Below are 13,472 nucleotides of genomic sequence, written 5' to 3'. Positions count from 1 at the left end.
GAACGAGGGCGCGACCGTCAGCCTCGAACACGGCTGGCACTACCTGGAGCGCAACTTCGCGCTGCTGCAGCCGGCGCTGAACTACGCCAAGACGGCCGAGCAGATCTGGCTCGACGCGCACCCGAACCACTGGTCGCCGACCAGCGCGCTGGACAAGCAGGTCACCCATGCCGGCAACCAGCTGAACCCGTGGATGCTGTCGTTCCCGGTCAAGGGCAACGCCGCGGCCGACTATGCGGGCGGTGCGAACCCGGCCGAGCTGGCTTGGTACTTCCTGCTGCCGGCGATGGACTCCGGCTTCGGCTACTACGACGAGAACAAGGACGACGTGGTCAAGCCGACGCTGGCGTTCAACAACTCGCTCGCCTTCTCCAAGCCGTACGTCAGCGCGAACCTGGCGAAGGACCGCACCGGCCCGTCGGTCTGGTGGCCGCAGCGCTACCCCTACAACCCGGGCTCGGTCAATGGCTCGAAGGCCGAGGGCTGGACGGTCCAGCACTACAGCCAAGACTTCGCGGTCTACACCTACGGCTTCGATGTGTTAGGCATCGCCTCGGCCAAGCTGATGGTGCGAGTGCACAGCCAGAACGCGATCGACAACGACGACGACACCTACAAGGTCTACAGCCCGAAGAAGATGGTCGGCAAGCCGGGCCTGAACATCACGCCGAGCAAGGTGGGTGCGTGGAAAGCCTACCCGATGCAGGTGCGCGATATGAAGCCGTCAATGAACGGCGTCAGCTGGGTGCAGCCGACGATGGACACGTTGAAGGTGGTGYCGGCACAGGAGATCGGCAACCTCTACTACGCCTACCTGTCGGAGTACCGCAACCAGCTGCTCGACTACTACGTGAAGATGACCGATGCGGCCGGCAACGTCACGCGCTCGGAGATCCAGCAGGTCTACGTCGGCGCCGGTACCTATCGCACCGGTGGCAACTCGGGCTTCACCGAAGACCTGAACGGCACGGTGCCGGGGGTCTACCCGTTTCTCTTGACTGACAGCACGCCACCCAGCGTGCCGGCCAAGCCGACGCTCGGCCAATTGACCGACCGCAGCGTCAGCCTGAGCTGGCCCGCGTCGACCGACAACGTGGCCGTCACTGGCTACCGCGTCTTCCGCAATGGCACCTCGGTCGGCACCACGCCGATCCCCAGCTACACCGACAGCGGCCTGACGCCACAGACTGCCTACAGCTACCAGGTGGCGGCCTACGATGCGGCCAACAACCAGTCGGCCAAGAGCGTGGCCCGCAACGTGACCACGCGCGCGCCCGACACCCAGGCGCCCACGGCGCCAGGCGCGCCGGTGGCGTCGGACATCACGGGCAACACTCTGAAGCTCAGCTGGACGGCGTCGACCGACAACTATGGCGTTGCGCAATACCTGGTGCTGCGCAATGGCAGTCAGGTGGGCACATCGACCAGCCTCGGCTTCAGCGACAGTGGCCTGACGCCGTCGACGACCTACAGCTACACCGTCAAGGCCGAAGACGCGGCCGGCAACCAGTCGGTGCCTTCCGTTGCGACGCAGGTCACCACCGCATCGGGCAACTCGGCGACGGTGTACTACAAGGTGCCGACAGGCTGGACGACGGTGAACATCCACTACGCGCCGAACGGCGGCAACTGGACACCGGTGCCCGGCGTGCCGATGGCTCCGGCCTGCACGGGCTGGGATGTCTACACCGTCAACCTCGGGCAGGCCACCGGCTGGCAGACGGTGTTCAACAACGGCAATGGCACCTGGGACAACAACGGTGGCCGCAACTACAGCCTGGGCATTGGGCTGTGGCAGGTGGCCGATGGGGTGGCCACGGGCGGCGTGAACCCCTGTGCTTCTCAGCTCGGGCGCTAGCAGGCCCTCAAGGCCGGAGCAGAAAAAACAGGCCCGGCGCTGGGCGCTCGGGCCTGTCGAAACTGTCGAAAGGCTTGGATCCTTACAGCAGCAACCAGGCCAGCGCCACGCCGACCGGCAGCGAGACGTACGGCGGCTGCTTGAAGCGCCAGACGGTGAAGTAGGCCGCGGCCACCAGCGCCACGGTCTGCCACGGCACGGCCTTGAACGGCAGCTTCATCAACAGCGAGATCGCGGCGCCGGCGATCAGCCCGACGACGGCGCAGCGCACGCCGATCATCGCGTGCTGGAAGCGGCGTGAGCCCTTCAACCGATCGGCCACGCCGCTGACACCGACGCTGATCAGCGCCGTGGGCAGGTAGATGCCGATCGTGGCGGCCACGGCACCGGCCAGGCCGGCGGCCTGCATGCCGGTGAAGGTGGCCACGCTCAGGATCGGGCCCGGCGTCAACTGGCTGGCGGCGAGCGCGGCGCTGAAGCCGGCGTGGTCCAGCCACTGCAGGTGGTCGACGATGAAGCCCTCGAGCAACGGAATCATCACCAGCCCGCCGCCGAACAGCGTGGTGCCGAGCCCGGCAAACGCCAGCCCGACCTGGGCCACCGGCGCCTCGGGCAACAACGCCGGCACCAGCTGGAAGATCGCCAGGCTCACCGGCGCGAAGCACAACAGCATCTCCAGCGGACGCAGGCGGCGGTTGGGAACGTGTTCGGCTTGCTGCGGCGCCGGCCAAAGAAGCGTCGACACCAACGCGCCGAAGGCCAGCACATAGATCGGTGCTGCCCAGTACGGAATCAACAGCAGCAGCAAGGTCGCGGCGGCCGCCAAGGTCTTTTCCTTGGGACCCGGCGTGGCCTTCTTGGCCTGGTTGAAAGCCGCCTGGGCGAGGATCATCGCCAACGGCGGCAGCACGCCGACTGTGACGGCGCGCAGCACACTCGGGTGGCCGCTGAGCATCGAATAGCCGTACCACAGCGCCACGATGATGCAGAAGCCCGGCAGCACGATGCCGGCCAGCGCGGCGGCAAAGCCGCCCCAGCCGGCCACGCGGTGGCCCATCGTCGCGATCGCGTTGACGGCCTGCGGCCCGGGCAACATCGTCACCAGCGCGATGAGGTCGAGGAACTCCTTCTCCGACACCCATTTGCGCTGTTTGACGAAGCGGTCCTGGGCCTGAGCCAGCAGCGCCATGAAGCCACCCCAGGCCGTCAGGCCCAGCAGGGCACAGTCGGCAAACAAACGGCCTTTGCTGACGGGGGTGGGGATCGATTCGGTCAGCGGGGTGACCTCGACGGTGCTGGTGATGTCGCTCATGCCCAGTCTAGCCTTCACACCGTGACCAGGCGCGAACGGATCGACGCCAGCAGGTCTTCCTGCGGTTTGCGTGCGGCCGCATCTTCCGGCGGCAGCTCTTCCTTCACCGTGGCCTTGCGGGCGCGGTTGTCGGCATCGAGCGCAGCCTTGGCCTCGGCGTCGTAGGTGCGTGCGGCTTGCGAGCGGCCGACGAACTCGAGCTCGTAGCCCAGCTGCATCAGTGATTGGCCGGCGACCGATTCGAAGTCGATGATCTGGTCGGGCGTCATGCCGGTCAGCCACTTCTTGGTGTTGGTGGCCATCACCGGCTTCTTGACGTTCTCCCACAGCTTGCCGGAAGCGGCGGTCTTGTTGGCTTCTTCCGACTCATGGAAGTCCAGCATCTTCGGGCTGAAGGCGATGCCCAGCCAACGGCACAGCAGGCGCAGCGTCGACTCCGGGTTGCTCGTCAATTCTTCGTACGACAGCGCCAGGAACTGCGACGACGGCACGCGGCGGCCGCAATCCAGCGCCAACTGTTGTTCGACGTCCCACTGCTTGGCGACGTGGTAGGCCGTCTTCTCGCCGACCACCGCCTTCAGGAACGACAGGCAGACGTCGCGCCCGTCGCGGTACAGATAGAGATAGCGCGCCTCGGCGCCGAAGTAGCGCTCGATCTCGGGCAGGAAGTGCACGTTGGCCAGCGACTTGCACATCCAGTCGGGCTTGCCGTGGCTGTCGGCCATGTGGTCCATCACCGAACCGAACACAGCGACCAGGCTGTTGTCCCGGCAGCGCCGGCGGATGTTGTCGCGGTCAAAGGTGACACCCCACGAGACCGGGTTCACTTCGACCAGGCGCACGACGTCATCAATCAGGCGCCTGAAGTTCGATTCGTTCTGCAGGTCGCCATAGGCCGGCAGCAGCGGCGTGAAGCGTTCCAGCACGTGAGGGGGGTGAGGCGCCGCGATGGTGGGAGCTTGGTTGACCATCAGGCGCAGCAGGTTGGAGCCTGAACGCTGGGTACCAATCATGAAGACTTTCATTGGCGGGCCTCTCTGTACATCTGGTCTGGAAATGGGCCGCGCGCCGCCACGCCACTGGGTAGAAGCAGGTGGGCGGTGGGCCAAGGTAGGGGTGGGTCGGGACGACGCCGCGCGGGTGGGTTGCGCGTCATTGCGACTCGCGCCGGCGTCCCCCTGGCCATCGACGGCTAGGGGGAGGTGTTGATCGGCCGTGTGGGGAATTCCGCACACGAATCCGTCTTGACTTGTTTCCGGACGGGGGATCGCCGGATCGCCAAGGCAGGCGTCGAAATTGCTGTCACTTCAATCGATGACAGCCCTCAACCCGTGCTGAAACCTGCCGATACACCGCTCGGTGCAAGGCGGCAACGAACCGTCTCCCGCACCAGACTGCAGACATCCAATTTCTCAGGGACCACGATGAAACACACGCTGCGCCTGGCCGCGCTGATGGCCATTTCCGCAACCACTTTGGCTTGCCTGACGGCACCCGCCTACGCCGGCGAGTTGCCCTCGGAAGTGGTCGCCAAGGTCGAGAAGGCCAAGAAGCGCCTGACCGAACTCGCCGCTGATCCGGCCGTGCTGGCCGCGGTGCGCGAAGCCAACGGCCACACCAGTGGCGGCATGAACAACGGCAAGTGGATCGAGCTGAGCGACAGCGACCCGGCCGTCAAGACCGCGCTGACCAGCAAGGTCAGCCTGCAGATCGCCAAATGGGAGCAAGCCGATGACACGGTCAACAAGATCGTGTTGCGCGACCAGAAGGGCAATCTCGTCGGTGCGAGCACGCGCCCGCTGATCTTCAACAACGCCAACCGGCCGGTGTTCGCCAACGCGATCAAGGGCCAGGCCTGGGCCGCCGGTGAGATCAAGCCCGACACGTCGACGCAGATCCCCAGCGTTCACGTGGCGGCCCCGGTGCTGGACGGCGGCAAGCCGATCGGCGTGCTGCACGCCGGCGTGACCGCCAAGTAAGCGCCTGCCCGTTCCCTGCTAACCGCACGGCCTGCTCGACAGGCCGTTGCCGGAGACACCCATGTTCAAGAACCTCAAAGTGGGCGCCCGTATGGCCCTGGGTTTTGCCGCCGTGCTGGTGCTGATGACCCTCATCAGCGCCATCTCCTTGAGCCGGCTGTCGGCCATCAAGGCGGATCTCGAAGCCGTGACGGGCGAGGCGCCTGAACGCTTGGCCAACGCGATGCGTGACCTGGTGCGCTACCAGGGCATGGCGTTGCGCGACGCGGTGCTGCAGGACGACGTGGCGTTCAAGAAGAAAGAATTCGACCAGATGAAGAAGGCCCGCGCGGACTACGACCGCACGGCGCAACAACTGGCCTCGATGCCGATCGAGCCCGAGGTCAAGGCCGCGCTGGAGAAGGCCACCACCTTGCTGGCCGCCACGAAGGCACCGATCGAAAAGGCCATCGACCTGTCGATGTCCGACGACGTTCCTGGCGCTGCCCAGGCGATGCGAGAAGAAGTCCGGCCGGCGCAGCTGGCCCAGATCAAGGCGCTCGATGACGTCATCGACGCCATCAAGCTGGCGTCGAAGCAGCGATACGACCAGGCCGATGTGGCCTACCGCAGTGCGGTCGGCCTGATCGTCGGCTTGTCGATCACCGCGCTGGTCGCCGGCGTGCTGATCGCCTGGCGGATCCAGCTGAGCATCACGCGGCCGTTGAACCAGGCGGTGGCGGTGGCCCAGGCCGTGGCCGAAGGCGACCTGACGCGTGAGATCACCGTCCGGTCGCACGACGAGGTGGGCAATCTGCTGCAGGCCCTGAAGAAGGTCAACAACGACCTCGGCCGCACGATGCGCCACGTGCAGCAGGCGGCAGAGACGATGCAGACCGCATCGGTCGAAATCGCGGTGGGCAACAACGACCTGAGCCGTCGCACCGAGTTGCAGGCGTCGAGCCTGCAGCAGACGGCGGCGTCGATGGAACAGCTGAACTCGACAGTCAAGAACAACGCCGACACGGCTCGCAGTGCCGCGCAGATGGCCAACTCGGCCAGCGCCGCAGCGGCCAAGGGCGGCAAGGTGGTGACCCAGGTGGTCAGCACGATGCAAGAGATCACCGACAGCTCGAAGCGGATTGCCGACATCATCGGCACCATCGATGGCATCGCCTTCCAGACCAACATCCTGGCGCTGAATGCCGCGGTTGAAGCCGCGCGTGCCGGCGAACAGGGCCGCGGCTTCGCGGTGGTGGCGGGTGAAGTGCGTGCATTGGCGCAGCGCTCGGCGCAGGCAGCCAAGGAGATCAAGACGCTGATCAGCGCCAGCGTCGAAAGCGTCGAGACCGGCTCACGCCTGGTGGGCGACGCCGGTGCGACGATGGCCGACATCGTCGGCCAGGTTCAGCGCGTGACCGACCTGATTGGCGAGATCAGCAGCGCGACGCTGGAACAGACCAGCGGCATCGGCCAGGTCAACCAGGCCGTGGTGCAGCTCGACGAAGTGACGCAACAGAACGCGGCGCTGGTCGAGCAGAGCGCCGCCGCGGCCGAAAGCCTGAAGCAGCAAGCCGGTGGCCTGGTCGACGCGGTCAGCGTGTTCCGGCTGCAGCCCGCATATGTCTAAGCCAGCAGCGCTCGGCGCATCCGCCTGAGCGCGCGGCCGATCTCGTCGGCGTCGATGACGCCGTAGCCGAAGGTCAGCGCCCAGGGCGGGCCGGGCAGCATCGCGTAGTCGGCGGTGGTCTGGGCGCCGGGGGTGCAACGGTGCATCGCTTCGACGATCGCCGCCGCGCGAGCCGGATCGCGGATGCGCGCCGCCAGGTGCAGCCCGGCCTCTGACGGGATCACCTCCAGCCACTGCCCCAACTCACGCCGCAGGCCGCCGAGCAGCGCCTCGCGGCGTTGCGCATAGATCGGCCGCATGTGCCGCACATGGCGCGCCAGATGGCCTTCGCGGATGAAGGCGGCCAGCGCGGATTGCGTGATGGTGTCGCAGTGGGAGTCCGCGCAATGCTTGACGCTGACCAGCGCATCGCGCGCCCATGCCGGTGCGACGATGAAGCCTTTGCGCAACGACGGGAACAGGCTCTTCGAGAACGTGCCGATGTAGAACACCAGGCCGTCGCGGTCCAGCGTCTGCAAGGCGTCCAGCGGCCGCGCACCGAAGCGAAACTCGCCGTCATAGTCGTCTTCCAGCACCACTGCGTTGCGCTCGCGGGCAAACGCCAGCAGCGCCATGCGCCGTCGCAATGACAGCGCGACACCGGTCGGCGACTGGTGCGACGGCGTCACACTGATCACCCGCACATCGTTCGGCAACTGATCGACGCACAACCCTTCGTCGTCGACAGGCATCGGTACCAGCCGCGCACCGGCCGCAGCAAAGGCCGCGCGCAGCGGCGGATAGCCAGGCTCTTCGACCGCCACCTTGGTCTGGCCCGGTGTCACCAGCAGGCGTGCGAGCAGATCGAACGCCTGCTGAGCGCCTGAAGTGACGAGCACGTCGTCGCGCACACAGGCCACCGCGCGCGCAAAGGCCACATGCTGCGCGATCGCCTCGCGCAGCTCGGGCAGGCCTTCGGACGGCGGGTAGCTGAAGCGCGTGCGTGACCAGGCGCGCAGCGACTGCGCGGTCAGGCGCCGCCACACCTCGTGCGGAAAGTGAAGATGGTCCGGGACGCCGAGCCGGAAGCAGCGCTCGGGCAGCACACGCGGCGCCTCGGGCCGCATGAAGGGGACGCGCCAGAGCGGGTTCAGGCGCTCGTCTTCGAGCCGGCGGCTGGCGGCGCGTGGTGCTTTGGCCGCACGGCGTGTGGCGATCTCCGCCACCACCGCCTTCGCGCCTGGGCGCGGCAGCACGTAGCCCTCAGCCACCAGCAGGTCATACGCCGTGACGACGGTGTTGCGGCTCACACCGAGCGCCTCAGCCACCGCGCGTGTCGAAGGCAGCGCACTGCCCGCCACCAAGCGGCCATCGAGCACGGCGGCGCGCAACTGCTGATGCAGCGATTGCGCTAGCGTGCCACTGCCGGGCGCTGGCAGCGTCAGGTCGAAGGGAAAAACTGGCACCATGGAAATAGTCATAACTGGCATATCCTGGGATCCAGTCGAATCTTAAGCTGGCGCCATTCCAAATCAATACGGAGCGCGCCATGACCCGCTACATCTGCGAAACCTGCGGCACCCAGTACGCCGACACACCGGTGCCACCGGCTCATTGCCGGGTCTGCGAAGACGAACGCCAATACGTCGGCTGGCAAGGCCAGCGCTGGACCACGCAGGAAGAGTTGTCGAAGCGCTTCCAGCTGCGAATCGATGAAGACGACGGCCTGCTCGGCATCGCACTGCCCAGCGAGTTCGCGATCCCGCAGCGCGCGCTGCTGCTGCCCACCGACGCCGGCAACATCCTGTGGGAGTGCGTCAGCCTGGTCACGCCCGAGGCCGTGGCCGCGCTGAAGGCGCGTGGCGGTGTCGACCTGATCGCGATCTCGCACCCGCACTTCTACAGCGCGATGGTCGAGTGGAGCGAAGCCCTCGGCGGCGTGCCGATCCTGCTGCACGAGGCCGATCGTGAGTGGGTGATGCGCCCGGCGCCGCAGGTCGAGTTCTGGCGCGGTGACTCGAAGCGCCTTTCGGATTCGGTGACGCTGATCCGCTGTGGTGGCCACTTCGCAGGCAGCACCGCGCTGCACTGGAAAGACGGCCCGACACCGGGCGGCGCGCTGTTCCCGGGCGATGCCTTGCAAGTCGCGTCGGACCGCCGCCATGCCGGCTTCATGTACAGCTACCCGAACTACATCCCGATGAAGGCGAGCGACGTGCGGGCGATGCGCGAGCGGCTGGCGCCGTTCGCCTTCGAGCAGGTGTTCGGCTTCAGCTGGGGCCGCAACATCACGAGCGAAGGCCGCGCCGCAGTCGATGCCTCGTTCGATCGTTTCTTCCACGCCATCGAAGCCTGACTGGGGAATCGACATGACCAACGGACTAACCGCCTTGCAGCAGTACCTGCCCGCCCGCTTCTCGACCACCGCCGGCCTGCCGTGGATCCCGTCCAGCACGCCGGGCAAGTCGGCCAAGCCCTTGCGCTTCCTGCCGGGCGGCAGCGGCTTCGTCGAGCTGCTGCGCATGGAGCCCGGCGTCGTGATGCCGCTGCATCGCCACTCGGGTGAGATCCATGCCTACAACCTGAGCGGCAGCCGCCAGCTGTGCACCGGCGAGATCATCGGCCCGGGCGACTATGTGTATGAGCCTTCCGGCAACACCGACTGGTGGAAGATCGTCGGCGACGAGACGATGGTCGCGCTGGTCGTCGTGATGGGCGAGGTCGAGTTCCTGGGCCCGGGCGGCGTGGTGCGCGGCCGCGCGAATGCGGCGACGCAGCTTGCCGAGTACCAGCAGTATTGCCAGGCGCATGGGTTGGCGCTGCAGGACATCGTCGAAGAGTGATGTCGGCGCATGGGTGGATCCACCACAACGGGTCGGTGGATCTACGCCATCCCGGCCGCCGGGACTTCGCATAGAGTCGATCGACCCCGCAGGCTCCTTTGCAGGCGCAGGAACGCCACGTTGTCCAGCAACGCCTTCCACCAGGATTCACATGCGTCAATTGATCCGGTTCGCCGCCTTGCTTCCCCTGACCGTGGCCGCCTGCCTGGCGTTCGACCCCGCGCAGGCCACCGGTGACGGCACCGAGCCCACAGCGGTGAGCGTTCCCCTGGACAATGCCTACCTGTTTCTGGACAAGATGATGGACAAATACCATGCGGGATCCACGCTCCGCCTGGTACAGAGCTACGTCTCCACGCCGAAGCTGCAGATGGATCACATCGCCTTCACCTACGACAACGCACTCGTGTTGCTCGCTTACCTGGCGCGGGGAACCCCGGACGACATGGTGCGCGCACGCGTGATCGGAGATGCGTTCATCCTCTTGCAAAGCCAGGCGCCCGTGCCGGATGGACGCGTCCTGAACAGCTACAACGTGAGTTCCGCCGGCAAGATCGGCAAGGACGACAACGGCGCGGACCTCGGCAACGTGGCCTGGACCGGCCTGGCCCTGGCGCAGCTGTACCGCAAGACGAGCGACGCCAAGTACCTGGATGCCGCCACGAGCATCGCCGACTGGGCTGTCAGGAACACCTACACGACCAAGGGATTCGGTGGCTTCTTGGGTGGCTGGACCGCCAAGCGGACCGCCATCAAGTGGTCATCGGCCGAATACAACATCGACGTGAATGCGCTCTTCACGATTCTCGATGCCTCGGGTGCAGCGGCCCCCGCGGGGCATACCTGGGCACAACTGGAAGCAGCCAGTTCGAACTACGTGCAATTGCACATGTGGAATGCCTCCGGAAAGTACTACTGGACGGGTGCCGACACCAGCAACTCGGTCGTCAACAAGAGCCTGCTTCCCGAGGACGTGCAGTCCTGGGGTTATCTCGCCATGCCGAACCCGAATTCGGCGGCGTCGTTGACGTGGTCGACCACGGCGCTCAAAGGCGCCGGCCCCTACGCCGGTCTGAGTTTCAGCGCGTCGGATACGAGCGGCGTGTGGTTCGAAGGCACCGCGCAAACGGCGCTGGCCTTGAAGCGGCGCAACCAGACGGGCGATGCGACCCTGGTGGCGCAGTACCTGGCGAGCATCGAGTCGGCGCAGGTCAACGGGCCCCACGCCGATGGCCAAGGCATCATCGCCGCATCGAAGGACGGACTGGCGACGGGCGACGGCAGTGACAAGTACTTCAGCGCCCTGCACATCGGGGCCACTGCCTGGTACGTCCTCGCGAAGCAGAACAAGAACCCGCTTGCGCCCATGTGAGCGTCGAGAGGCCAGCCAGGCGCCCGGGCTGGCGCTGCAGGACATTGTCGAAGGTTGATGCCATCTGCCGCCGCGCCATCTCAGGGGATCCACCACATCGGGTCGGTGGATCCACGCCATGCCAGCCGCCTGGGCTTCGCATAGAGTCGATCGACCCCACCATACCAACGGGCGTGCGCCGCGATCCGGCGCCCGCCACCGACGAGGAGGAGAACCGATGGACCGACGCATCGTCGCGGCCTGGGCCTGCGCATTTCTTGCAGGCGCGGCCTGTGCCCGGAACACCGGGCAAGCCGACTCGAACCTGATGGTCGTCAGCAGCTTCAGCGGGCCGGTGGCGCAAAGCGAGATCGATTCGTTCAAGGCCTACCTGACGACGATCAGCCCGGCGAAGGACAACATCGGCAACGCCTGGGCCCAGGGCGCCAGCGGCGAGCAGACGAAGGCGATGGGCCTGGTCTACGAGATCTCGCACGACACGGTGATCCTCGACAAGATGCTGACGTTCTGCGACGCGGTGCTGTCCGAGCGCAACGACCTCGCGCCCAAGCCGGTCGGCCAGTACGTGATCTGGACCGGCCGCATCGACCCCGCCTGGCCGAACAACGTGGACATCACGCCCATCGGCACCGGTGGTGAACAGGGCGACCCGATCGGCCACCTCGGCCACTGCGCGCGGCTGGTGCTGCAGACGCCGGCCGTCTGGAACCTGAACGTGYCTGATGGCGACCCGCGCCACTACGGCAAGACCTACCTCGCGCGGGCGAAGAAGTACGTGCTGGAGGCCGACTACGCGTGGGACCACCACGTGGCCGCGTCGCTGCTGGATCTGTCCAGCGGCAACCTCTATCGGTTCTCGGACAAGGGCCCCTACAAGCCCGGCGAGCCGGTGCCGTGGAACCAGCAGATGATGTTCAACTACGGCCTGCAGAACCTGGCCGAGGCACATCGCGTCCTGGCCGACGATGCCGCGCGGGTCAGCCGCTACGAAGGCATCATCCAGACCAACATCGACGCGTTCTTCCAGAGTGGTGTGGTGGCCTACACCGACGGTGACGGCAACGTCGCCTACCACTGGGCCTACGCGCCGCCGGCCACCGCGGGCGAGGACTCCAACCACGGCTCGCTCGACGTGGCCGGCCTGCACCGGGCCTACACCAGCGGGCGCTTTGGCGTCACGGCCACGCGACTGGCACCGTTCGCGAACACCTTTGTCGACGTGATGACGCTGGGCCCGAACCACTACGCCGGCCGCGTCGACGGCAGCAGTGGCGACGGCAACTCGTCGCCGACCAGCTTCGTGCGCACCGGCTACCTGCTGATGTCGCAGTTCCGGCCCGATGCCTTCGTCAGCATGGCGTCGGAAGACCTGACGCCGGGTGTCGGCACGACCGCCATCGACCGCTTCTCGCGCTTCCTGTGGGTCAAGAACGTTCGCTATCAGCAGCCACCGACCAACCTGTCGCAGGGTCGCCCAGCCACTGCGAGCAGCCAGTACTCAGGCAGCTACCCGCCCGGCTCGGCGGCCGACAGCAACACGATGACACGCTGGGCCTCGGCGGCGGTCGACGGGCAGTGGTGGCAGGTCGACCTGGGCAGCGTGAAGTCGATCAACCAGTTCGTGCTCGACGAGTACCGCAGCCGCGTGACGACCTACACCTTGCGCATCTCGAGCGACGGCAAGACCTGGACCAAGGCCTACCACGGTACCAAGGCCGCGAGCCAGACCGATACGCGGACGATCGTCGTGCTGCCGAAGGCTGTCAACGCACGCTACGTCAAGCTCGTCTGCAACACGGCGGTGGACAAACCGACGTTCTGGGAAATCGAAGTGCTGGGCCATTGAGCCTGCAGGTCAACCGCATCACCAACGCCCATGAACCGAACGCTGTCCCTGCTGGCTGCCGTCTTCTGTCTAACCTTACAGACGGTTGACGCTGCGCATGCTGCCGAGCCGATGGTGCTGGCCTACTACTCGGGCTACCCGAACAACTATGCGTCACTGACCGCCCACTACCAGCACTTCAACGCCGCATCGATCGACTACTACAACATCACCAGCAAGGGCGCGGTCGTCGGCAATGGGGACCCGGCTCCGACCCAGGCGATCGACTTCCTGCGCCGCAAGAAGATCCCGGCCTATGGTTGCGTCTCGAACGTGAAGAACGGCGAGTGGAGCCCGACGGTCGCGCATGCAGTGATGACCACGTCGCTGGATGCGGCTGTCGGCAACCTCGTGTCGTTCGCCCAGACCCACCGGTTCGCCGGCATCAACGTCGACTTCGAAGCCGTCGACCAGGGCGATCGCGCCAACTTCAGCCACTTCGTCCAGGTTAGTGCCCTGTCCCGCAGATAGCTGTCATTGCGACGGGCCGCAATGGGGATGATCGCGAGTCGACGAGCCGGGCAGATACCTCGTGGTATCTGCCCGGCTTGGCGGCGCTGCGGGCGCCCCATTTCGGCCCGCCCTTCGGGTTCGACCAGATGGCGCGCTCGCGCGCCCGGCCATCAGGGCAGATA

Annotated in this window: 11 protein-coding genes; 8 read left to right on the top strand and 3 right to left on the bottom strand. The window is 66.3% G+C overall.

Annotated features, from left to right (window positions below; translation table 11 throughout):
• Positions 1-1,858: fibronectin type III domain-containing protein (locus tag AC1DYI_RS14105; RefSeq protein ID WP_477204751.1), on the top strand; the 1,858-nt coding region annotated here is incomplete at its 5' end.
• 82 nt (positions 1,859-1,940) lie between these two features.
• Here the strand turns inward: AC1DYI_RS14105 and chrA are convergent.
• Both chrA and AC1DYI_RS14095 read right to left on the bottom strand, forming a co-directional pair.
• Positions 1,941-3,170, bottom strand: coding sequence for a chromate efflux transporter (chrA, locus tag AC1DYI_RS14100; RefSeq protein WP_477204750.1), 1,230 nt, complete (start codon positions 3,168-3,170; stop codon positions 1,941-1,943).
• A gap of 14 nt (positions 3,171-3,184) precedes the next feature.
• Positions 3,185-4,183 (bottom strand): sulfotransferase family protein, encoded by a 999-nt coding sequence (locus AC1DYI_RS14095; protein ID WP_477204749.1) that lies wholly within the window; start codon positions 4,181-4,183, stop codon positions 3,185-3,187.
• 411 nt (positions 4,184-4,594) lie between these two features.
• On the opposite strand from AC1DYI_RS14095, the gene AC1DYI_RS14090 reads away from it, so the two are divergent.
• Both AC1DYI_RS14090 and AC1DYI_RS14085 read left to right on the top strand, forming a co-directional pair.
• Complete coding sequence (locus AC1DYI_RS14090) at positions 4,595-5,149, top strand: hypothetical protein (protein ID WP_477204748.1); 555 nt, start codon at positions 4,595-4,597, stop codon at positions 5,147-5,149.
• A 61-nt stretch (positions 5,150-5,210) separates the two neighbouring features.
• Complete coding sequence (locus AC1DYI_RS14085) at positions 5,211-6,758, top strand: methyl-accepting chemotaxis protein (protein ID WP_477204747.1); 1,548 nt, start codon at positions 5,211-5,213, stop codon at positions 6,756-6,758.
• On the opposite strand, the gene pdxR is transcribed toward AC1DYI_RS14085, so the two are convergent.
• Positions 6,755-8,206: a MocR-like pyridoxine biosynthesis transcription factor PdxR gene (gene pdxR, locus AC1DYI_RS14080; protein ID WP_477204746.1), complete on the bottom strand. Its 1,452-nt coding sequence runs from the start codon at positions 8,204-8,206 to the stop codon at positions 6,755-6,757. The two genes, AC1DYI_RS14085 and pdxR, sit on opposite strands and share 4 nt — an antisense overlap.
• A gap of 80 nt (positions 8,207-8,286) precedes the next feature.
• Between pdxR and AC1DYI_RS14075 the strand changes: the two genes are divergently transcribed.
• The 5 genes from AC1DYI_RS14075 (at position 8,287) to AC1DYI_RS14055 (ending at position 13,308) form a co-directional block, all read left to right on the top strand.
• Positions 8,287-9,093, top strand: a complete 807-nt coding sequence (locus AC1DYI_RS14075) for an MBL fold metallo-hydrolase (protein ID WP_477204745.1) — start codon at positions 8,287-8,289, stop codon at positions 9,091-9,093.
• A 13-nt stretch (positions 9,094-9,106) separates the two neighbouring features.
• Positions 9,107-9,580, top strand: a complete 474-nt coding sequence (locus tag AC1DYI_RS14070) for a cupin domain-containing protein (protein WP_477204744.1) — start codon at positions 9,107-9,109, stop codon at positions 9,578-9,580.
• Between the two features lie 151 nt (positions 9,581-9,731).
• Positions 9,732-10,952 carry a hypothetical protein gene (locus tag AC1DYI_RS14065; RefSeq protein WP_477204743.1) on the top strand — a complete coding sequence of 407 codons (1,221 nt, stop codon included), beginning with the start codon at positions 9,732-9,734 and terminating at the stop codon, positions 10,950-10,952.
• Between the two features lie 217 nt (positions 10,953-11,169).
• Complete coding sequence (locus AC1DYI_RS14060; protein WP_477204742.1) at positions 11,170-12,798, top strand: discoidin domain-containing protein; 1,629 nt, start codon at positions 11,170-11,172, stop codon at positions 12,796-12,798.
• A 30-nt stretch (positions 12,799-12,828) separates the two neighbouring features.
• Complete coding sequence (locus AC1DYI_RS14055) at positions 12,829-13,308, top strand: glycoside hydrolase family 18 protein (RefSeq protein ID WP_477204741.1); 480 nt, start codon at positions 12,829-12,831, stop codon at positions 13,306-13,308.
• Positions 13,309-13,472 lie beyond the last annotated feature (164 nt).

It is taken from the genome of Ideonella sp. P3_A4, from assembly GCF_056403075.1.
This window is presented reverse-complemented; position numbering and strand designations above follow the sequence as displayed.

What these genes read in the sequence shown, in the direction of transcription:
- chrA (WP_477204750.1), bottom strand. Translation starts at nt 3,170, where the DNA reads ATGAGCGACATCACCAGCACCGTCGAGGTCACCCCGCTGACCGAATCG.
- AC1DYI_RS14095 (WP_477204749.1), bottom strand. Translation starts at nt 4,183, where the DNA reads ATGATTGGTACCCAGCGTTCAGGCTCCAACCTGCTGCGCCTGATGGTC.
- AC1DYI_RS14090 (WP_477204748.1), top strand. Translation starts at nt 4,595, where the DNA reads ATGAAACACACGCTGCGCCTGGCCGCGCTGATGGCCATTTCCGCAACC.
- AC1DYI_RS14085 (WP_477204747.1), top strand. Translation starts at nt 5,211, where the DNA reads ATGTTCAAGAACCTCAAAGTGGGCGCCCGTATGGCCCTGGGTTTTGCC.
- pdxR (WP_477204746.1), bottom strand. Translation starts at nt 8,206, where the DNA reads ATGGTGCCAGTTTTTCCCTTCGACCTGACGCTGCCAGCGCCCGGCAGT.
- AC1DYI_RS14075 (WP_477204745.1), top strand. Translation starts at nt 8,287, where the DNA reads ATGACCCGCTACATCTGCGAAACCTGCGGCACCCAGTACGCCGACACA.
- AC1DYI_RS14070 (WP_477204744.1), top strand. Translation starts at nt 9,107, where the DNA reads ATGACCAACGGACTAACCGCCTTGCAGCAGTACCTGCCCGCCCGCTTC.
- AC1DYI_RS14065 (WP_477204743.1), top strand. Translation starts at nt 9,732, where the DNA reads ATGCGTCAATTGATCCGGTTCGCCGCCTTGCTTCCCCTGACCGTGGCC.
- AC1DYI_RS14055 (WP_477204741.1), top strand. Translation starts at nt 12,829, where the DNA reads ATGAACCGAACGCTGTCCCTGCTGGCTGCCGTCTTCTGTCTAACCTTA.